Annotated in this window: 22 protein-coding genes and 1 rRNA gene; 2 read left to right on the forward strand and 21 right to left on the reverse strand. The window is 54.1% G+C overall.

Annotated features, from left to right (window positions below; translation table 11 throughout):
- Window positions 1–58 precede the first annotated feature (58 nt).
- The 17 genes from H7F08_RS01165 to H7F08_RS01245 form a co-directional block, all read right to left on the reverse strand.
- Entirely contained in the window at window positions 59–1132 is a 1074-nt protein-coding gene (locus H7F08_RS01165) for an EAL domain-containing protein (RefSeq protein ID WP_193639681.1), read from the reverse strand.
- Between the two features lie 117 nt (window positions 1133–1249).
- Window positions 1250–2284 carry an N-acetyl-gamma-glutamyl-phosphate reductase gene (gene argC, locus H7F08_RS01170; protein ID WP_193639682.1) on the reverse strand — a complete coding sequence of 345 codons (1035 nt, stop codon included), beginning with the start codon at window positions 2282–2284 and terminating at the stop codon, window positions 1250–1252.
- A 71-nt stretch (window positions 2285–2355) separates the two neighbouring features.
- Entirely contained in the window at window positions 2356–2742 is a 387-nt protein-coding gene (gene rpsI / locus H7F08_RS01175) for a 30S ribosomal protein S9 (RefSeq protein ID WP_010640716.1), read from the reverse strand.
- Between the two features lie 13 nt (window positions 2743–2755).
- Window positions 2756–3184 (reverse strand): 50S ribosomal protein L13, encoded by a 429-nt coding sequence (gene rplM / locus H7F08_RS01180; RefSeq protein ID WP_010640718.1) that lies wholly within the window; start codon window positions 3182–3184, stop codon window positions 2756–2758.
- Between the two features lie 100 nt (window positions 3185–3284).
- Window positions 3285–4613: an NADH-quinone oxidoreductase subunit N gene (locus H7F08_RS01185; protein WP_193639683.1), complete on the reverse strand. Its 1329-nt coding sequence runs from the start codon at window positions 4611–4613 to the stop codon at window positions 3285–3287.
- Window positions 4603–6063 (reverse strand): complex I subunit 4 family protein, encoded by a 1461-nt coding sequence (locus tag H7F08_RS01190; protein ID WP_193639684.1) that lies wholly within the window; start codon window positions 6061–6063, stop codon window positions 4603–4605. Before H7F08_RS01190 ends, H7F08_RS01185 begins: the two co-directional genes overlap by 11 nt.
- A complete protein-coding gene (gene nuoL, locus H7F08_RS01195) occupies window positions 6060–7922 on the reverse strand; it encodes an NADH-quinone oxidoreductase subunit L (protein ID WP_193639685.1) in 1863 nt (620 codons plus the stop codon). The genes H7F08_RS01190 and nuoL overlap by 4 nt, the downstream gene beginning before the upstream one ends.
- Window positions 7915–8226, reverse strand: a complete 312-nt coding sequence (locus tag H7F08_RS01200) for an NADH-quinone oxidoreductase subunit NuoK (RefSeq protein WP_193639686.1) — start codon at window positions 8224–8226, stop codon at window positions 7915–7917. The genes nuoL and H7F08_RS01200 overlap by 8 nt, the downstream gene beginning before the upstream one ends.
- On the reverse strand, window positions 8216–8710 hold the full coding sequence (locus tag H7F08_RS01205) for an NADH-quinone oxidoreductase subunit J (protein WP_024894630.1): 495 nt from the start codon (window positions 8708–8710) through the stop codon (window positions 8216–8218). Before H7F08_RS01205 ends, H7F08_RS01200 begins: the two co-directional genes overlap by 11 nt.
- Window positions 8707–9237, reverse strand: a complete 531-nt coding sequence (gene nuoI / locus H7F08_RS01210; protein ID WP_010640726.1) for an NADH-quinone oxidoreductase subunit NuoI — start codon at window positions 9235–9237, stop codon at window positions 8707–8709. The genes H7F08_RS01205 and nuoI overlap by 4 nt, the downstream gene beginning before the upstream one ends.
- Window positions 9234–10190: an NADH-quinone oxidoreductase subunit NuoH gene (gene nuoH / locus H7F08_RS01215; protein WP_024894632.1), complete on the reverse strand. Its 957-nt coding sequence runs from the start codon at window positions 10188–10190 to the stop codon at window positions 9234–9236. Before nuoH ends, nuoI begins: the two co-directional genes overlap by 4 nt.
- Window positions 10187–12484 carry a 2Fe-2S iron-sulfur cluster-binding protein gene (locus H7F08_RS01220; protein WP_024894633.1) on the reverse strand — a complete coding sequence of 766 codons (2298 nt, stop codon included), beginning with the start codon at window positions 12482–12484 and terminating at the stop codon, window positions 10187–10189. The genes nuoH and H7F08_RS01220 overlap by 4 nt, the downstream gene beginning before the upstream one ends.
- Complete coding sequence (locus tag H7F08_RS01225) at window positions 12481–13740, reverse strand: NADH-quinone oxidoreductase subunit F (RefSeq protein WP_024894634.1); 1260 nt, start codon at window positions 13738–13740, stop codon at window positions 12481–12483. The genes H7F08_RS01220 and H7F08_RS01225 overlap by 4 nt, the downstream gene beginning before the upstream one ends.
- Window positions 13725–14210 (reverse strand): NADH-quinone oxidoreductase subunit NuoE, encoded by a 486-nt coding sequence (gene nuoE / locus H7F08_RS01230; RefSeq protein WP_226831421.1) that lies wholly within the window; start codon window positions 14208–14210, stop codon window positions 13725–13727. The genes H7F08_RS01225 and nuoE overlap by 16 nt, the downstream gene beginning before the upstream one ends.
- Before the next feature lies 1 nt (window position 14211).
- Window positions 14212–15912, reverse strand: coding sequence for an NADH dehydrogenase (quinone) subunit D (gene nuoD / locus H7F08_RS01235; RefSeq protein WP_075322014.1), 1701 nt, complete (start codon window positions 15910–15912; stop codon window positions 14212–14214).
- Complete coding sequence (locus H7F08_RS01240; protein WP_010640737.1) at window positions 15899–16399, reverse strand: NADH-quinone oxidoreductase subunit B; 501 nt, start codon at window positions 16397–16399, stop codon at window positions 15899–15901. Before H7F08_RS01240 ends, nuoD begins: the two co-directional genes overlap by 14 nt.
- Window positions 16390–16749 carry an NADH-quinone oxidoreductase subunit A gene (locus H7F08_RS01245; RefSeq protein WP_024894637.1) on the reverse strand — a complete coding sequence of 120 codons (360 nt, stop codon included), beginning with the start codon at window positions 16747–16749 and terminating at the stop codon, window positions 16390–16392. The genes H7F08_RS01240 and H7F08_RS01245 overlap by 10 nt, the downstream gene beginning before the upstream one ends.
- Window positions 16750–16899: 150 nt before the next feature.
- On the opposite strand from H7F08_RS01245, the gene H7F08_RS01250 reads away from it, so the two are divergent.
- Window positions 16900–17205 (forward strand): hypothetical protein, encoded by a 306-nt coding sequence (locus H7F08_RS01250; RefSeq protein WP_024894638.1) that lies wholly within the window; start codon window positions 16900–16902, stop codon window positions 17203–17205.
- Window positions 17206–17214: 9 nt separating this feature from the next.
- On the opposite strand, the gene H7F08_RS01255 is transcribed toward H7F08_RS01250, so the two are convergent.
- From H7F08_RS01255 to H7F08_RS01265, 3 genes are all read right to left on the reverse strand, one after another.
- Window positions 17215–18414 carry a Bcr/CflA family multidrug efflux MFS transporter gene (locus tag H7F08_RS01255; protein WP_029316252.1) on the reverse strand — a complete coding sequence of 400 codons (1200 nt, stop codon included), beginning with the start codon at window positions 18412–18414 and terminating at the stop codon, window positions 17215–17217.
- Between the two features lie 100 nt (window positions 18415–18514).
- Window positions 18515–18721, reverse strand: coding sequence for a DUF2892 domain-containing protein (locus H7F08_RS01260; protein WP_024894639.1), 207 nt, complete (start codon window positions 18719–18721; stop codon window positions 18515–18517).
- A gap of 74 nt (window positions 18722–18795) precedes the next feature.
- Window positions 18796–19395, reverse strand: a complete 600-nt coding sequence (locus H7F08_RS01265; RefSeq protein ID WP_031570980.1) for a nitroreductase family protein — start codon at window positions 19393–19395, stop codon at window positions 18796–18798.
- Between the two features lie 97 nt (window positions 19396–19492).
- Here H7F08_RS01265 and H7F08_RS01270 point away from each other — a divergent pair, with 97 nt between their 5' ends.
- Complete coding sequence (locus H7F08_RS01270) at window positions 19493–20677, forward strand: NAD(P)/FAD-dependent oxidoreductase (RefSeq protein ID WP_024894640.1); 1185 nt, start codon at window positions 19493–19495, stop codon at window positions 20675–20677.
- A 65-nt stretch (window positions 20678–20742) separates the two neighbouring features.
- Here the strand turns inward: H7F08_RS01270 and rrf are convergent.
- Window positions 20743–20858, reverse strand: a 5S ribosomal RNA gene (rrf, locus tag H7F08_RS01275).
- Window positions 20859–20869: the final 11 nt, after the last annotated feature.

The raw sequence follows: 20869 nt of genomic DNA on the forward strand, positions 1-20869 counted from the left end.
AAATCGGAGAAGACTGTATCGTCGAAAGGAACTGTTTAGTTCGGTGCATGTCGATTTTTTATTCGCGTTGCTCAAGATGAATAGCTTCACGCACCAGCTCCTGAATTTCTGTTTCGATGTGATTCAAGGTCTGATCCAGATAACCCAGGTCAGGATCGGGCTTCACGCTGACCAAACGATGATGGGCGGCAACAATGGGATGATCCTCTGTTGCCCCATGTTCGCGCAGAAAGGCTATCAATGGGCAGGGCGGAGGCGTCGTGACAGAAACATCAATCCAGCCACGTCGCAACGCATCCATCAAGGGACGACGCAAGAGGTGTGCTGCATAGGCGCCCAATAAGCTGGCAGGATGTTTAGCGCTGCCTTCCGGTAAATCATAGCCCTGAATGACCATGGCGATGAGTTCATGGGCAGGCATCGGCCTGGCAATGGCATAACCCTGTATAAAATCCAGATGCAAAGCGCGCATGGCATCCAGAATAGGTAGCGTTTCGACGCCTTCTATCACCAATTCGGCATTCAAAGCGTTAGCCAACAGTTGAATACTCTGCACAAAAGCCAGATTTTTGGGTTGCGCCGTCAAGTCGCGGATAAAACCCTGATCCAGTTTGATTTTATCGATAGGCAGCTCTTTCATGCGCAGCAGGGAAGAATAAGCCGAACCGACATCGTCCAGAGCAATGCGTACTCCCGTATCCCGTAAAGCCTGCAGGCGATCTTTAGCAATATGGCGGTTCAGAAAATCGCCACTTTCCAGAAGCTCAAGACATACTCTTGACGGAGCCACGGGACTGTTCGTCATGGTCCCCTTAAAACAAATCGCACAATCATGCTCAACCATAAAATCAGGATCTACATTGAACGACAGATTAAGAACAATGCCCTGGGCATCCAGTAACTCCAGAACCTGGAGGCCTGCTACCAGCATCAGGCGGCTGAGCTCTCGACGTTGCTCCATATCCAAAAATGGAATGAAAGAATGTGGGGAGATCAGCTGTCCGGAAGCATCGCGCATCCGTGCGAGAGCTTCAATTCCAACGATTTTTTGCTGACTGATGGAATATTCGGGCTGAAAATAAGCCACGACATCTTCAGGAAAGCGCCACGCGCTCAATCCCTTGGTATTCACCTGCTTTGCCAGGATAACGATTTTGTTTTTTCAACAAAAAAACCGGTGACGATAATTGCAAGCAAAATAGACTGACCCACAGTTAAAGCCTCATCCTAAGAATACAATAGCCTAACACTATGGCAACAAAGCAATTTGTGTCAATCCAAGCGTTTCGGGCAAGGCAAACAGGCGGTTCATGTTCTGAACTGCCTGCCCTGCCGCACCTTTCACCAGATTATCAATGACGGACAGAACCACTACCTGCCCGGGACGGGGCTGGTGAACGGCAATACGACACACGTTGGCCCCGCGCACAGAGCGAGTTGCCGGATGACTGCCAAATGGCAGAACATCAACAAATGGCTCCTGCGCGTAACGCTCTGCAAACAAGGTTTGCAAGGCGGTGTCACTCAACGGTTGCTGCAAGCGTCCGTACAAGGTGGCATGAATCCCGCGTATCATGGGCATCAGGTGCGGCGTGAACTGTAGTTCAATCATCTCCCCGCTCAGTTTTGAGAGAGTCGCCTCAATTTCGGGACGATGACGGTGACCACTCACCCCGTAGGCAGTGACACTATCTGCGGCTTCCGGCACGATCAGGTTCACCCGTCCAGCGCGGCCCGCACCGCTCACCCCCGATTTGCAATCGGCAATCAGCGTGTCTTGATGCAGTAATCCCGCCTCCAGCAAGGGAGCGAATCCCAGAATGACTGCGGTTGGATAACATCCGGGATTGGCAATCAGGCGTGATTGGGCAATTTGCTCCCGAAAATATTCCGGTAGTCCATAACAAGCTGCACGCAACGCCTCAGGCGCCCGATGCGCCATGCCATACCAGTGCGCAAAAGCTTCCGCGTCGGCCAGCCGAAAATCCGCACCGAGGTCAATGACGCGCACATCATGCGCCAGCAGGTCCGGGGCACTATCCATGGCCACCCCGTGGGGCGTCGCAAAAAATACGACATCGAGTTTTGCCAACGTCTCTGGATCGGGGGCGATATAACAAAGATCACACACGCCCCGCAGATTGGGAAAATGGGTATCTACCCGTTCTCCCGCTTCAGCACGAGAGGTGATGACCTGCACTTCCACTTCGGGATGAGGAAGCAACAAGCGTAACAATTCCACTCCGGTATAGCCGGTACCACCCACAATGCCTGCACGAATCATGCTGTAACCCCCTGTCATAAACCAACAAAAAAGCCGCCCTTAGGCGGCTTTTCCGATCCGAAGCGGTTTTATTAACGCTTGGAGAACTGATGACTACGCCGCGCCTTATGCTTGCCGACCTTCTTACGTTCCACTTCGCGGGCATCGCGGGTCACAAAACCCGCGCCACGGAGCGGACGCCGCAAGGTTTCGTCATAAACCATCAGGGCGCGGGTGATGCCGTGGCGAATGGCACCAGCCTGTCCGCTGGCACCACCACCACTGACATTCACCAGAATGTCAAACTGGCTGCCGTGCCCGGTCAGTTCCAGTGGCTGCATGACTACCATGCGCGATGTCTCGCGACCAAAGTATTCTTCCAGGCTGCGCTTGTTGATGACGATCTTGCCAGAGCCACGACGCAAATAAACCCGTGCAGTTGCGCTTTTGCGCCGACCAGTGCCGTAATATTGTTCCATAATAGTGCTTACCTTAAATATCTAAAGTCTGAGGCTGTTGCGCAGAATGGGGATGCTCGGAACCACTGTAAACCTTGAGTTTCCGGTACATAGCGCGGCCCAGGGAGTTTTTTGGAAGCATTCCCTTGACGGCAATTTCGATAATCCGCTCTGGATGCGTTTCCATCATCTTTTCAAAAGAAGCACTCTTCAGATTGCCGACATAGCCGGTATGATGATAGTACATCTTGTCTTTGGCCTTGTTGCCGGTCACCGCAATCTTGTCTGCGTTGATCACAATAATATGATCCCCGATGTCGGCATGGGGGGTAAATTCGGGCTTATGCTTACCGCGCAGGCGGGTAGCCACCTCTACAGAAAGACGGCCCAGCACTTTATCGGTCGCATCTACGACGAACCAGTCTCCCTGTACTTCATGAGACTTGGCAGAATAGGTCTTCATCACAAAACTCCGGCTTCGGGTTTTTCACTGAGGGGCGGGAGATTAGCGATGAAACGGGGCCATGTCAAGGCATATACGGGCTGGTGAAGACGCAAACTTCTCAAACCATTCCCAAGGGCGCCAGCAACCAGCCGAATAGCAGGATCAATATGCCCAGTGCGGCAAAAGTCTCCCAACTGCGCCGATGCAGCAGACGATCGGGGTTGCTGAGCACGGACGGTTTCCACAAGGTACTGAGATAGTAAGCAAAAGAAAAGGCGCTACCGAGAGCAATCAGAATGGCCAACCAATAGGCCTGGTCGTGCACATCGGCGATAATGACCAGCAATTTGGCAAAAAAACCTATGCTGGGCGGCATTCCAGCCAGCGAGAGCAAGGTCAGGCCCAGAAGCCCGGCCAGTACTGGTTGGCGCTCCCGCAATGCCGCCCAGGGGATGGCAATACTGTTTTCCGGCAGCGCCGACAGGCCCATGAAAGTCCCCATGTTCATCAAGCCATACACCAAGGCATAAATAGCGCCTGCGATGATACCCAAGGGGCCGACCGCGAGGGCGGCCAGAAAGTAACCGGCATGAGCAATAGCCGAATAGCCCAACATTCTTCGCAAATGTCCGGCGCGATAAGCCAGGACGTTACCCACTACAATGCTGGTTGCCGCAATGACGGCAATGGGTATTTCCAGCTTTGGTGTTGCCGCCGCCAGGGTAATCAGCGCCCCCATAATGGCGACTTTTGCCACTCCACCCAGAAAAATCAGAAATGGCGCTGGCGCGCCTTGATAAATGTCTGCTACCCAGGCATGAAAAGGCGCGGCGGCAATCTCAAAACTCAAAGCGGCCAGTAAGGCCAGCACGCCCATCAATCCGAATACATTGGATGTCATATCACCCATTGGCGGAATCACCGCCAGACTGCCATCGCCCAGATAAATCAAGGCAATTCCAATGGCAAACTGGGCCGATGCAAGCCCGGCCAGCACCGCATATTTAAAGGCGGATTCTACGGCTGCGCGGCCACTGCCAGGCCAGGCCAGCAACGCAAAAAAAGGTAACACCTGTAACTCCAGGCCAACAAACATCAACAGAAGATTCTGGGCACTCACCAAAATCAGACTACCTGCCAACATAGTCAGCAACAGCCCGACCAAACTGCCTGTCATTTTTCGGGAAAGTGGATGAAAGGTAATAAAAAACAGTCCCGCCGCCATGGCCAGGCCCAAATAGACACCGAGAAGAGTGGCGCTGAGATCCCAGTACAGATCAGCTCCCAGAGCCATATGTTCGACGAAAATACTGGCTGCAGCAGCAATGCTGCTGATTCCGCCTAACCAGGGCATGAGTCGACCCAGCCGCAGGGCATCTGCGAGAAAAGCAATCAGTGCCGCAGCAGCAACTATGAGTAATGGCAGCAAGGTTGGACTATAAGCCATGACCACCTCCGGCAATGACATCTCCACTATGAATGGAGAGCAAGGTACCCAGATGGGCAAGGATGATCTGGGGATCCAGGCCGAGCCACAAGGTCAGCAGTCCCAGCACCCAGAACAGCAACCACTCGCTCTGCTGCAAATCCACCAGATTATCCGGCAAGGTTGCGTTCAGCGGACCCAGCATGATCCGCTCGTAGGCACGTAAAAAATAGACCACACCCGCGAGGATCCCCAAGGTCGCCAGTCCAGCAGCCCAAGGCAACACCCGAAAGGCCCCTGCCAGGCTGAGAAACTCTCCAGGAAAATTGGCCAGCCCCGGCAGCCCCATTCCTGCCAGAAAGAAAAAAAGCATCCAGGCACCGAGACGGGGCGCGCGTCGAAACAAGCCTCCCAGCCCTGACCATTCTCCCGTCAAACCCCGGCTTTCCATAATGCTGACTACGCCGAACAGTCCTGCCGAAACCACGCCGTGCGCAATCAGCAAAAACACACTGCCATGTATGGCCTGCGTTTGCAGGGCAAACAGTCCGAGAGCCACCAGATTCATGTGGCTGACACTGGCCCAGGCTGCGAAAAGGCGAAGGTTGGCAGCATTGAGGGCGAGGAAGGCCCCATACAGGGTCCCGATTGCACCGAGAATAATGCCGACCGGGGCAAACTCCAGTGCCGCCTGGGGAAGCATGGGGATAGCAAAATGAATCAGGCCATAGGCACCCGCTGTCACGGCGGCCCCCGAAAGAAACACACTCCCCGCCGGCGCGGCATTGCCGTAGCCAGTACCCGCCCAACTATGCAAAGGGAAAAGTGGCATTTTGACCGCCAGGCCGGCGACCATACCCAAAAACAGCCAGATACCGAGACCCCCGGTAATACGGGTGTCAGCAAGCTGCAAAATGGAAAAATTGTAGATTCCGGTCTGCTGACCGTGGAGGACATAAACTACAACCAGTGCGACCAGAAAAAGTAACGAGCCAACGAAGGTGTACAACAAAAACTGTAAAGCAGCAGCACGGCTTTTGTGGCCGCTGCGCAAAATCAGGAATGCTCCCGCCAACGCGAGGATTTCATAAAAAATATAAAACATCAGGACATTCTGAGCGAAAAATATCCCGAACAAAGCTCCAGACATCACCAGCACGGCGCTCGCCAGCGCCCGGAATTCGGGTAAGCGCCAGGCAAAAGCCAGACTCACCGGAATCAGCAAAGCGCACAGAAGCGCCAGGGTGCTGCCCAGAGGGCCAGCGTGCAAGGTCCAAAGACTACCCAGATAAGGGATATGGAGAGCATGTCCTAAAGTGCCGCTGGCTCCGGGGGCAAAACGCTGAATCAACGCCAACAACAATTCGAGCAGTGCGATGCTCATGGCAAAGTACTGACCACTTTGTTTTTGCGCAGAAAGCCACAGCGCCGCAACCCAGGGGAGAACAATCAACACCGTTATCAGGATCACAACAAGTACCCCCAGGCGATGAAGAGCAGCACCACCAGACCCAGAATCATGCCACTGGCATAGCGACTGATCAGGCCATTTTCGCCCGCTTCCAGAGCGCGGCTACCAAGCCCGAAACCATCTCTCAACCCGCCGAGCAGCATCAGTTGAAAACCGCCCTGCTCAATCAGTCGGTCCAGGATATGCGCGAATGCGTACCAGATGGGCGGAAAAATGCGTAGAAAAATCCGGTCGAAAAACCAGGCATTGAAAAGAAAGGCTATACGACTGAGGCCACGACCTTCACGCTCCCATTGTGCGGCTTTGTAGGCAATGGCAATACCAATGAGGGTGGCCACTGAACCCGCCACTTGCAGAAAAATATTCACATCCCCCGACGGGGCTGGCGGCATGCCCAACTCTGGAGCCAGCCAGGGTAACCAGATTTTCGGGCCTGGCCAGCCCGGCGGAAACTGCAGCCAGCCAATACCAATACTGGCAACGGCCAGGATTCCCAGAGGAATTTTCATGCCCCAACCCATCTGATAGGGCTCGCCCGGCTTTTCCGGGCCTTCAAACACCAGAAAATAAAGCCGAAACGCATAAATCGCCGTAAATACTGCGCCCAGCAATGCCAGCACCCAGAGCAGCTTACCACCGGGAACGATAAAAGCCGTAGCAATAATGGCGTCCTTGCTATAAAAAGAGGCCGAAATCACGGGCACGGCAGCCAGGGCAAAAATACCCGCCAGAAACGTCCAGCGTAAAAAGGGTTGCTGCTTTTTGAGGCCGCCCATCTGGCGAATATCATGATTATCGCTGTAGATGAGAATGACCACACCCGCGCCCATAAAGAGCAGCGCCTTGAAACAGGCATGTACAAGCAGATGGAAAAGGCCGAGCGAAGGAGCACCAATGCCCACCCCGAGAAACATGTAGCCCAGTTGGCTGATGGTGGAGTAGGCCAGCACCCGCTTGATGTCCACCTGAGCAATACCGCAACTTGCCGCATACAGGGCGGTAAAAGCCCCGCTCAACCCGATCACCCAGAGCATCCCGGGGACTGCTGCAAAAATAGGGTACAGACGAATACACAAATACACGCCAGCAGTGACCATGGTAGCCGCATGAATCAGGGCGGAGACCGTACTGGGACCGGCCATGGAATCCGGCAACCAGATATGCAACGGAAACTGCGCAGATTTGGCAACAGCACCAATCAACACCAAAATCCCCGCTATAGTGAGGGCCAGCTGATCGGGGCGGGCCGCCACAGCCGCAAACAGCGTGTGGTAATTGAGGGTGTGATATTCGGCAAACAGGATAAATATTGCCAATGCCAGGGCGGTATCCCCAATGCGGGTCACCACAAATGCCTTGCGCCCGGCCCAGGCATTTTCCTGTTTGCGATACCAGTGCGCCACCAGGGCATAAGAACATAAGCCGACCGTCTCCCAGCCCAGGTAAAGAAGCAGCAGGTTATCTGCCATGGTGAGAATCAGCATTCCGCCCACAAATAAGTTCAAATAAAAATAGTAGCGCCGCTCGCCGTAATCGCCGTTCAGATATTGCTGGGAAAACAGATGAATCAGAAAACCTACAAAGGAGGCAATACTGATCATGACCAAAGTCACTTGATCTACATGAAAGCCTATATTGGCATGGAAATTACCTACCGAAATCCAGGTCCAGACCTGTTCATGGAGATTGGGGTCGCGACCGTGGGTCATCCAGACTGCAAATACCACCAGGGTAGACAGGAAGGGCATGGTTGCGGCCATGCGACCTATTTGCCGTGGCAAAAAATGCTCCCCAAAAATGCCATTCAGCAACGCCCCCAGCAGAGGAAAACCAGGGATTAGAAAAAGCCACTCATTCATCGACTTCCTCCCGAAGCTGCCGCAGGTCATCTACCGTATCCCCGCCCAGTTCCTGTTTGACGCGCAACAACAAAGCCAGGGTCAAAGCCAGGGCCGCACCGCTCAGCGCCATCATGAACACCACCAGTACTTGCCCGGTGACAGAATGCCAGCGGGCACCTCCGGCCAGAGCAATGACCATGGCAGCGTTAAAGAGCAACTCAATGCCCAGCAACAAAAAAATGAGATTGCGGCGCAAAATGATCAACGCCATTCCAATCAGAAAAAGTAATGCGGCAATCACCAGTGCGAGTTCAAGCGTCATGATCATCCCTCCGATGAATTGCCAGCACGGCGGCAATCACAGCAAAGAGCAGCAGCGCCACAGCCTCCGTGAGCCAGAGATAGGGACCAAAAAGGGCACGCCCTACTGTGCCTGGGCCTATTTCCTGAATAAGCACCATCAGATCCGGGCGACGACTGAAAAGAAGAATCAGGACTGCCGTCAGCAGAACCACCAGCACCGCTGGCCACCAAAAACCCCGGCGCCAGCGCGGTTCTTCCCGGATCGTCAGCGGAGTGCGTAACAACATGATGGCAAAAAGAAAAAGGACCAGAATAGCGCCCACATACAACATCACTTCCAGAGCCGCAACAAAAGGTGCTCCCAGCACCAGAAATAGAATGCTCAAGGCCAGCAAGCTGACGCCCAGATTCACCGCGCCGTGCATGGGATCACGGACCACCAGCAACGCGGCTCCTGTTGTGAGAATAATCAACAATAACAGCAAGATCAGAAAAATTGTCATGGCAGATTACTCCGGACATTGACGGGCGTTTTTTCGTTGATGCCCTCACCTTTATCCTTGCCTTGCAGCGCCACTCCGGAATGCCGATAAAAATTGTAATGCGGATGCTTACCCGTCCCGTCAATGAGCAACGCCTCTTTTTCGTAGATAAAATCAGCGTGGTGTTCTTTACTGAAAGCAAATTCATCGAGGAGCTGGATGGCCAGCGTCGGACAAGCCTCCTCACAGAGGCCGCAATAAATGCACCGGGAAAAATTAATGCGAAACGTCAGGGGATAGCGGCGCGTGTCAGGGCGCTCCCCGGCTTGCAATTCAATGCAACGCGTCGGACATACCGCTGAACAAAGCTGGCAGGCAACGCAGCGCTCATCACCGTCGGGATCACGCGTAAGTACGGGCCGTCCCCGCCAGCGTGGCGGCAAATTCAAAGGCTCCTCAGGATAACTGACGGTTGAAGTTCGGCCCAGCTGACGCAAGGTCGTCCACAGCCCTGCACCCAGTTCGGAGATATTGCGCCAGACCCTCATGCCAGCCTCCACAAAGCTGCCGCCAAAGCCGTCGCAAGCACATTGAACAGGGCCAGTGGCAGAAGCACTTTCCAGCCCAAGGCCATTAACTGGTCATAACGTGGTCGGGGCAAGGTCGCCCGCAACCAGAAAAACACGAAAATCACCGCTGCCGTCTTGATCAGCAGCCAGATCCATCCAGGTAGCCAGGGACCATGCCAGCCGCCGAGGTAAAGTAATGCCGTCAGCACTGCGATCAAGGTCAGGCCAAGATACTCTCCCAGGAAGAAATAGCCAAAGCGCATCCCCCCGTATTCTGTATTAAATCCGGCCACCAATTCACTTTCTGCTTCGGGCAAATCAAAGGGAAGGCGGTGGGTTTCGGCCACACCGGCTATCAGAAAAATGACAAAACCCAGAGGCTGAAGGACGATATAGGGCAGATTTTGCGCCGCGACGATCCCGTTGAGGGACAGCGATCCACTCAGCAAAACCACACCTAAAAGGGCCAGTCCCATGGGTAACTCATAGCTGACTAACTGGGCCACTGCCCGGACTGCGCCCAGCAGGGAAAACTTGTTGCCCGAAGCCCAGCCCCCCAGAAATACTCCGTAGGCGTTCAGAGAACTCATGGCCAGAATGAACAACAAACCGATATTCCAGTTGCCTGCCCAGGAAAAATGATGATCCAGCGGTACCACGGCAAAGCTGGCCAAAGCGCTGAAGGCCACCAGAACCGGTGCCGCCCGGTAAAGCACCGGATCGGCAAAATCGGGCACAAAATTTTCTTTGCTCATCAACTTGAGGGCATCGGCAAGCGCCTGGCCGACGCCCAGAGGGCCCAGGCGATTGGGGCCCAGACGATTCTGCAGAAAACCCAGAACCCGCCGCTCTGCAAAAACCAGAAAACCCGCCACACCCAGCAAAATCAGGGTGGTAAACAACATGCCCAGAGCCATCAGAAAAAGCATCATCGGCTTTGCTCCCAGCTGACTTCGACGGGATCACCAGGATATAAGCCCAGCTCGGCGAAACCTTCCTGATCAATGGCAATGACCCCTTGGACCATTTCTGCGCAGGCAATAACCGGCAACTGCAGATCTCCGCAAGGACCATGCAAGGTAGCAGCCACGGCCTGAACATCCGGATGCACCCGCAAACCCCGGGCCGGAGCCAGAGAATGCAGTTCGTCTGCGGTATCAGCCAGCGTTTCCCCACCAAACCAGCGAAAAATATCGAGCTCCCATTGCTCGGGCGTCACCTTCCGGGTTGCCGGAACTGCTGCGATTTCAAAGCGGGCACGAATAGTGTCTGGCAATAAAACTCCGGGGCCCTCTGGGTCTGGCCGTTCAGGACACAGAAAATGCAAATAAAAATCCAGCCGTTTTTGCCAGGCTTCGTGCAAGTGCAGCATTTCCGCCAGACGACCCAGCCAAAACAAAGGCGGCGGCGGACCGAGCGGGTGTTTCAAGCCTCCGGCCGCCTCGGGAAAGCCGCTGCCATGCACCGCCGAGTGCAGTACCTGCGCCTCGCGGCGATAAACCGGTGAAAACGCCTGAATCCGGCCTTCATAATTCACAAACAAACCGGCCCGCTCGGGAAAGGCCGCCACGGGTATCAAGGCTTCTGCGCTTCTGGCCGTTTCTGAATCAACCATGTCCAGCAAGCTCAGACCATCCAGACCTGGAGCGAGCGTTCGCCAGGTACCCGCCCCCCAGTCCTCCCCCAAGGGATCAGCGCCCAGACAAAGCAGATGATTGATTTTGCGTTGCCGCAAGGCCTGCTGCAGGCGCTCGGTATGACCGTCTGCCGCAAAATAAGCGGCCCCAAACAAATTGGGTCGATTGACAAAAGCACCGGCCCGGGCGTTGGCAGGCAGTTTTTCCAAGGTTTTGCGCAGTGCATACAAACCAGATGGGCCCAAGGTTTCTGCGGTGGCCAACAGCACCGGAAACCGTCCCCCCTGCAAACAGGGATCATCCGCTAATTCGGCAACCTGATCACGCAAGGCACTGGGGCGTAAAGGCCGATAATCCCCTTTTTGGGCCAATTCGGTCCGGCTGCTGGCCAGCACCGTCAAACTTGCGCCCTGGCGCAATGCCTGACGTACGGCAAAACCCGCCATGGGGGCAATGCTGTCCAGATCGCCGATGACCACAATGCGGTCGGCAGCCGCCACTTCCTGCAAACTGGGCGCCTGCGGAAGTGCCAGGCATTGTTGTGCCAGCGCTTCTGCCCAGGAACTGGTGACCGCAGCAAAAGGCGCATGCAGGCAGTCTGCCAACGCAAAAAGACCCAGATTACTTTGCAGATCTTCGCGCGGGGAGCCCAGAAAGCCACTGCGTCCTTCTTCCAGACGGCTGGCCAGCTGACGCAAGACGGCATCCTGACGGCTGGGTTCCCCCTTCAGGCGGGGCTGCAGGGGCCGGGAATTTGCCGTCACGTAGGGAAAAGCATAGCGACCACGGTCACAGAGGAAGTGACCATTTATTTCCGGCCGTATGCGGTTTCGTATGCGGCGCAAGGTTCCCAGACGCGCTCCGGGAGTCGTGTTACAACCCACTGCACAATGAGGGCATACCGAAGGACCCTGCTGCAAATCCCAAACCCTGACATAATCATGACGAAAAACCTTGTCCGTAAATACGCCCGTCGGACAGACTTCGACCAGATTCCCGCTGAATGGACTTTCCAGCGGACCATCTTCCAGGCGTCCAAAGCTGACCCGGTTGCGGGAGCCGAACACTCCGAAATCTTCACCCTGGGCAGCATCCTGATAAAAACGCACGCAGCGATAGCAGGTAATGCAGCGATTCATTTCCTGATACACCAAAGGACCGAGGTCCTGATTGCGATAGGTACGCTTCGGACCGCTGTAATGGCGCACACTATGTCCGGTCTGCACCGTCATATCCTGAAGATGGCATTGTCCACCCTCATCACAGACCGGACAGTCAAGCGGATGGTTGGTCATCAATAGCTCAATAATTTCCCGATGCTCGGTATGCACGTCGTCTTCCAGAGTAACCAGTTGCAGACCATCGCTGGCTGGCAGCAGGCAGGCCATGGTAATCCGGGGTGGGTGTTTGCTGTCATGGGCGTACATTTTCACGGCACATTGCCGACAAGCCCCCAGACTTCCCAAAGCGGGATGAAAACAAAAATAGGGGATCTGCTGATCTTTTCCGGCGGCAATAGCTGCCTCCAGCACATTCTGTCCAGGGGTGAAGGGAATCTCCTGACCATCCAGAAAAAATACATGCTTCATGATTGAGGCCCCCGATATGGACAATGACCCAGGCGAACATGTGCCTCAAAATCATCCGCAAAGGCATGTAAACCCGAAAGCACCGGCATCAGCGCTCCCGGAGCCAACGCACAAAAACTGTTGGGGGCAATTTGCCCACCAAGCTGATGCAGGGTCGCAATATCCTCGGCACTGCCTTCTCCAGCCTCAATCCGCTCCAGCAACCAGCGCACATAGGGCAAGCCTTCCCGGCAGGGCGTGCAGAATCCACACGATTCGCGCGCGAAAAAACGGGTCGTCGCCACCAGAAAATCGACGGGGCACTGCCGATCATCCATCAGAATGAAGCCGCCTGTACCCAGTCGCGAACCGACTTTGGCCACCGCATCAAAATGCATGGGCGTATCGAAGTGTTCGGGCATCAGAAAGGGTGTGGAGGAGCCCCCCGGCAACACCGCGCGCAAAGTGCGCCCTGGCTGCAAACCTCCAGCATGTTCAAACAGTATTTCCTGAGCGGTCGTTCCCATGGGCAATTCAAAAACACCGAGGCGTTTCGCAGGGCCACAGACACTGTACAATTTGCTGCCCACGCCGCCATTGACGCCCAGACTGCGAAACCAGTCCGCGCCATGCGCGAAAATACCCGGCAAATGCGCAATGGTTTCGGCGTTGTTGACAGTGGTCGGTTGCTGCCAGAGCCCCTGTTGACTGATATGCGGAGGTTTTTTACGCGGATTTGCGCGTTTGCCTTCAATGGCATTGAGAATGGCCGAATCTTCGCCACAAATATAGCGTCCCAAAGAAACATGAATATCCAGGCGCAAATCGCCATCAGGCAAGCGCATGAGTCCTGCCTCGCGGGCCTGATGCAGTGCTTTTTCCAGAACACGGGCACCTGCTGCATATTCACCCCGTACAAAAATGACGGCATAACGCACCCCCAGAGCGTGAGCCGCAATAAACATGCCTTCCAGAATATGGTGCGGAGCCCCGAAAAGCAGAGCACGGTCCTTGATACTGCCCGGCTCGGTTTCATCCAGATTGCAAACCAGATAACGCGGTTCAGGAGCATCAACTCCGCGCAGACGCCATTTGAGACCCGTCGGAAAGCCCGCACCACCACAACCCCGAAGCCCGGATTTTTCTAGTTCCGCAATAATATCAGCGGGATCCATCTGCACGGCTCTTGCAAGCCCCACATACCCCCCGGCATCCCGGTAAGCGCGCAGATCTGCCGGATCGGGATCTGCAAAATGCCGGCTCAGGATGGCTTCCATATATCCGCCTCCAGTTGTGCCAAAAGCCGGGTCAATGTCTGGGTGTCCACCGGTCCCAGCGCCTGGTCATCCACCATCAGGGCGGGGGCCCGATCACAGAGGCCAATGCAGACATGCGGTATCACCGTCAGTTTGCCACTGCGACTGACCTCACCGAGATCCACGCCCGAATGCTGGCGGGCCTGGGTCAGGATATCCTGAGCCCCGGCCATATGGCAGGCGATGCTGTCACAGATGCGCAGAACATGGGTGCCCACCGGTTCACGCAACACCAGGCTGTAAAAGGTGCAAAGCTCCTCGACCTTGACCGGACTCAACCCGGTCAAAGACGCTGCCAGACGCAATGCATCCTCATCAATGTAGCCTCTGGCCTTTTGCAGGACCTGCAGGACTTCACTGATGGCGGCTTCCGGAACCGGTGACGCCACCACCAGATCCTGCAACCTGGCGAGAAGCGATGCATCATTCAAGTCAACGATCGAGGTCGGCGAGGACATAATCTATGGATCCAATCGTGGCAATAAAATCGGGGAGGGCCGTATCGCGCCCCAGTTCGGTAATCAGCTGGACGTGGGGGAAGGAAGGAGTCCGTACCCTGAGCCGGTATGGGTGGGCGCTACCGTCAGCCACAATGTAATAGGCGAGCATGCCGCGCGCTGACTCGGTGATGCTCAGTACCTGTCCTGCAGGAGGACCAATTTCGCCCGCCATCTGCTCGAAATGGTGAATCAGCGTTTCAATATCCCGCAAGGTATGGTCTTTGGGTGGCAGGGCATACCGGGCGTCAGCAGCCAGAGTCGCACCATCCGGCATTTTGTCGGCGAGCTGCCGAAGCATCCCGATACTTTCGCGAATTTCATCAATATGCAGTTGGGTTCTGGCTAAAGCATCCCCATCGGTGGAGGTCGGCACCTCAAAATCAAGAGCATCGTATAGCCCGTAGGGTGCTGCTTTGCGCATATCCCAGGCTTTGCCCGTACTGCGCAAGACAATACCCGATGCGCCCCACTTTTCCGCCTGCGCCGCTGACAGCACCCCAATCCCCTGAGTGCGGGCGCGGAAAATGGGATTCCCTACAGTGAGTATCTCCGTATCCCGCAAACCGGACTCTACTTTCTGGAGGACTTGCAGCAGATCATCGCGCCAGTCCTCCGGCAAGTCAGCCGCTACTCCACCAATCCGAAAAAACTGTGGATGCAGGCGCCCGCCGGTATATTTTTCGATCAGATCGAGCAACAGCGCTCTATCCCGAAATGCATAAAATGCCGGTCCCATGGTGCCGAGATCATTTCCATAGCTTCCCAACCACACCAAATGGGAAGATATCCGGCAGATTTCCGCCAACAAGGTCCGGATACCCTCGGCGCGATCCGGCAATTGCAAATCCGCCAGCATCTCCACCGCACGGACATAGGGAAACTCACCCAGGATTCCCCCCAGATAATCCACCCGGTCGGTATAGGGAATAAAATTATGGAACGTATGTCCTTCGGCTATTTTTTCCACACCCCGATGGTGATAACCAATATCGGGGTCCACGCTGGCAATTTTTTCCCCGGAAATTTTCAGTACAAAGCGCAAAATTCCGTGGGTTCCTGGATGATGTGGGCCAACATTCAGTACCGTCTGCCCGGATTCCGGAGCTGACACCTCGTCGCTGTAGGCTTTGAGTGCTTCCTGCAAATCGGTTTTACTCAAACGATAGGCGGGGCGCTCTGTGGCGCGGATGGCTTCGCTTTTTCGCAGCGGGTGCCCTTCCCAGAGGGGCGGGAGTAAAATGCGCCGCAAATCCGGATGACCACTGAACTTCAGACCAAACAGATCGTACACTTCCCGTTCATACCAATTGGCATTGGCAAAAATACCGGTTATCGACGGTACCGGAAGCTCGGCGTCGGCGTGTGTCACCCGCAAACGCAGGGCACCACAACCCTCCAGTCCGTGCAGATGATAGGTCAAGGTATATTGTGCAGCCTCTGCGGCACCATGTGATCCTTCATCCACGGCCGTCAAATCCAGCAACATCGGAAAAGACGGTTGCATTTGTTCATGCAGGAATTGCATGGCCGGCAGCAACTGCTCTTCAGGCAGCAGAAAATCCGGCCAGCCATCCCGCCCATCGGTAACCGGACTCGCAGCAAAGTGCTTTTGCAGCATCTCAGCCAGAAGCATTAGTCAGCTCCCGCTGAAATATCCGGGGAGGATTACGCCGGATTTTCTGCTGCAACAATAACAAACCGTCCATCAGGGCTTCCGGGCGGGGTGGACAACCCGGCACATAAATATCTACAGGCAGCAGTCGATCAATACCCTGGACTACGCTGTAGACATCATACATGCCTCCGGAATTGGAACAGGAGCCCATGGAAATTACCCATTTGGGCTCCAGCATTTGTTCATATATCTCCAGAATCATGGGCGCCATTTTCACGAAAATCGTCCCTGAAGTGATCAGCACATCCGACTGCCGGGGCGAGCCGCGCAGCACCTCTGCACCAAATCGCGACAAATCATGGCGGGGCGTCACGGCAGCCACCATTTCAATAAAACAGCAGGAAGTGCCAAAATTCAGGGGCCAGAGAGAACCTGCCCGACTCCAAGCCAGCATTTCTTCAAATTTGCCCACCAGCAAAGACAAGGGACCCGGAGCTAATGCCATTGCAAACCTCCCATGCGCCACTCATAAAACAAGCCCAGACCCAAGATCACCATAAAAGCCAGTCCAGCCACAACCGGTCCCCAGCCCAAGGCATGAAAAGCCACCGCCCAGGCAAAAAGAAAAGCGGCTTCCAGCTCAAACACCAGAAAGGAAACGGCCAGAAGATAAAAAGCAACGGGGGTTCGCGGATGCGTACTGGTGTTGGCTCCCAGCCCACTTTCAAAAGGAATGTTTTTATTGCGATTGGGGTGTTGTCCGCCGAGCAGACCCGATATCCAGAGAATACTCATCAATACCAGCAACACTGCAGCGGCAAAAATCCCGACTATCAGGGCAGGGCTCGCCATCATTGCCGATTCTCCCAAAGTGCGATTTTTGTCGAAAAATACAAAAAGCCCCCTTTTCAGAATTCAGGCACGGCGCGATACCACGCAGTGTCATCATTGAACTACGCTGTATAGTATAGACCATCATTTGTAGCGCATCTGAGGAGCTCTCACATGAATATTTGGGAAGACCCCGTCGTCCAGTCGGGCATATTGGACTATCTGGAGCAAAAACAACTGCTGGCCAGCTTCACCAGCATGGGTGGTGTGGCACTCAGGGAAGGTGCACAGTGTCACTGCAGTCTTCCCGAGCATGAGGGCAATGAAGTGATTGTGCTTTGTCAGTTTGATTTTGAAGAACTGGTCCCCTTTGGAGCTGCTGGAGATCAGCGTCTGCGACAACAGGGACAGGCGCATGTGCGTCTTGATGCCAATGGTCAGGTCAGTGACGCATGGTTATGCCGGCCGGGTTCCTGCTAAAAAGTCCATTCAGCTTTTCATGAGCAGGGCAGGATCTTGCAGCTTACGGGCGTAGCGCAAACCGACCACCGCAACAGCAGCACAACCCAGAATGGTAATGCCCAATGGGAACGCACTGTGCATGACCATACTGCCAATAACCATGGCAGAAACAGATGCAGCCGTGAACTGCATGGCTCCGAGCAGTGCTGAGGCACCGCCCGCATGAGCGCCTTGCCCGGCCATGGCCAGTGCCGTGGCATTGGGACCGACCAGACCAATGCTCGCGACATAGACGAACAGCGGCAGCATAATGGCAAACATGCTGATTTCTGGATAATAACCAATGATAAACAATACGATACCCGCCAGCAACTGAATGATCACCACCGTCTGGAGGATTCCTTCTGCTGTGTAGCGCCGATGCAGGATTCGGTTGAGTTGTGACATGACTACCAGGCCCAAGGCATTGGCACCGAATATCCAGCCAAAACTGTTGGCCGGGACTTTATAAAGATCAATAAACACAAAGGGTGATCCGGCAATATACGCAAACATGCCGCCGTAGCACATGGCATAAACCAAAGAAAAAGCCATAAAACGCCTGTCCTGCAAGAGCGCATGGTAACGCCGCAAAACCTTGCTGACCTCCAGGGAATGTTCCGCTGTGGGTTGATGGCTTTCGTGCAATCCCAGATAGACCAGCCCAAAAATAAACAGCCCGAATACTGTCAACAACCAGAAAATACTCTGCCATCCCAACCAGACCAGCAAGTATCCGCCCATCAACGGCGCGATAATAGGGGCAAGGCCCATCACTAGAATCATGGCGGCAAAAATATGTGGCGCTTCCCTGGGGGAAAACAAATCACGCACCACGGCCCGGGAAATCACCAGACCTGCGCATGCTCCCAGCCCCTGCACAAAACGTAGACCGATCAGCACCCCGATAGAGGGAGATAAAGCACAGCCAGCCGAAGTCAGCACATACAGTATCAGTCCCAGCAACAGGGGTCGGCGGCGTCCAAAACGATCCGAAAGCGTCCCAAAAAACAACTGCCCCAGAGAAAGTCCTACAAAAAAACTGGCCAGGGTCAACTGCACCGCCAGATGTGGCGCTGTAAAATAGCGGGACAGCGTCGGCAGACTGGGAAGGTACATATCAATAGACATCGGGCCAAAGGCGCTTAACATGCCCAGGATAAAAATCAGTCGTCTTTTATGCAGCAACGTTTTTCCTTGCCATGCCTGATAAACCAAAGGCACGGGACGACCGTGCCTTCTGTTTTCACTAAACCTTATACTGAGCTAAGGAGGATACATCCTGATCTCAGGAATGCTTTTTTACCGGGCAGGTTTTGATACCCAGCAAAGTATACAACCCACAAAAACCAGTGATTCCAGTAATCAGGGGCACCAATCCAACCACTGCCCACCATTTGTTTTCACCGTGCAAGAATACTGCGAGCACCACAATAATCACCAACCCCACAATCACCCGGATCAGACGATCCATGCTTCCTTCATTGACTGGCATTGCCCTCTCTCCTGCAGGAATTTCCTGCCCGTATCAACTGGAACTGGATTATAGTACGTAAACTCCCTGAATCACTAAAAATGATCTGTTTTTACCAGGGACTGGATGTCAACCCGATTTCTTTCCCAGGCATTTTCGGTCCCTTTACCTACGGCAATCATGTACCCGATCGCATGATTTTCTGGCAAATGGATCAGTTTTGCCACAGCATCAAAATCAAAACCATCCATCGGACAGGAATCATAGCCGAGATCCTGGGCCAACAACATCAACGTCATTCCAAAAATGCCCAGGGTACGCATGGCTTCATCCCGCGCAATTTCCGGTTTTCCGCGATAGTATTCATCCAGTTTCGGCAATAAAAAATCCTGGACCGGCTGCGGCGACGTCGCCCAGTAACGTTGCGGATCTTCCTGCCACGCCTCCAAATCTGCACATAAAACAAAGAGCGCCGATGCATCGGTGACTTGTGCCTGACCCCAGGCTTGTTCACGAATGGCCGCACGCAGCTGCGGATCCTGCACATCCACAACCCGCCAATGCTGAATGTTGTAGGCACTGGGTGCTAAAGAAGCGTGCTCCAGAAGCGTTCTTTTGGTTTCGGCAGACATCTGATGATGCGGATCAAAGGTCTTCGCTGCACGACGTTGCTGGACTGCGGTAATGACATCCATATACTCACCTCTTCGATGTTATAAAATAAGTCATCACAATCTAGAACCGACCGGTTGGTATTGTCAACCTTCCGATTGAAGGACTCCACAAAAGATCATGTCAGAGCATACAGAGGTATTCATCATTGGTGCTGGTGCCGCCGGATTGATGTGCGCAATTACAGCAGGACAGCGTGGCCGCAAAGTCATTCTTGTGGATCATGCCAATCGTATCGGCAAAAAAATTCTGATGTCGGGCGGTGGCCATTGTAATTTTACCAACCTGTCCGTAAGTGCTGCCAACTATCTCAGCACAAACAAACACTTTGCCAAATCTGCTCTGGCGCGCTACACCCCGGAAAACTTCATCGAATTGGTTGAAAAACACCAGATTGCCTACCATGAAAAAGAAGCCGGACAGCTCTTTTGTGATGGATCCTCCAAACAGATTGTGGCCATGCTTGCTGGAGAGTGCCAAGCAGCCAATGTGGATATCCACACGCAGTGCAACATCATTTCCTGCAAAAAAGAGGGGGTTATTTTTCATATCGAAAGTAATCAGGGAGATTTCAGTGCAGAATCCCTGGTCATAGCCACCGGCGGGCTGTCCATTCCCAGCCTGGGAGCCAGTGGTTTCGGCTATCAATTGGGGCGACAGTTTGGTCATAACCTACAAAATACCCGTCCGGGATTGGTGCCGCTCACTTTGACCGGCCGTGCTCATGAACCATTAAGTGGCCTTGCCGGAGTGTCTTTAAGTTCTGCAGAAACCCGTTTCAATAAACAGCATTTTCGTGCCGGGTTATTGTTCACCCATCGCGGCCTCAGTGGCCCGGCCATTTTGCAGATCTCATCCTTCTGGCAGGAAGGTAAAGCTCTTGAGATTGATTTGCTGCCAGAACTGGATGTTTATGCGTATTTATGCCAACTAAAAATACAAAAACCGCAATCATTCCTGAAAAGCATATTGTCCGAAATACTGCCCAACCGTCTTGCCCAAACCATGTGCGATCTTTATTGGCACAATCAGCCTCTGGGTAATTACCCAGACCTGGAATTGGCTTCTATTGCCCAAAAGTTGCGGCAATGGTCCATTCTTCCGAGTGGCACAGAGGGGTATCGTAAAGCTGAGGTAACCCTCGGCGGTATAGATACTGCCGAACTTTCCTCCAGCACCATGGAATCCAGAATCGTCTCTGGACTTTATTTTATTGGGGAGGTTGTGGATGTGACTGGCTGGTTGGGGGGATACAATTTTCAGTGGGCCTGGGCATCCGGCTCCGCAGCGGGCAATGACGCATGACCCCAAAGGGCATTCTGACAAAAAGTTAGCCCTGCTTCAAAAAGAAGCAGGGCTAAGGTATAGGTGTCTGGCGGTGACCGACTTTCGCGGAGGGAGGCCCTCAACTATCATAGGCGCTGCAGTGTTTCACGGTCCTGTTCGGGATGGGAAGGGGTGGTTCCACTGCGCTATGGCCGCCAGACAAGTTTAAAC

It is taken from the genome of Acidithiobacillus sp. HP-11, from assembly GCF_015100075.1.
Taxonomy (GTDB): Bacteria; Pseudomonadota; Gammaproteobacteria; order Acidithiobacillales; family Acidithiobacillaceae; genus Acidithiobacillus; species Acidithiobacillus thiooxidans.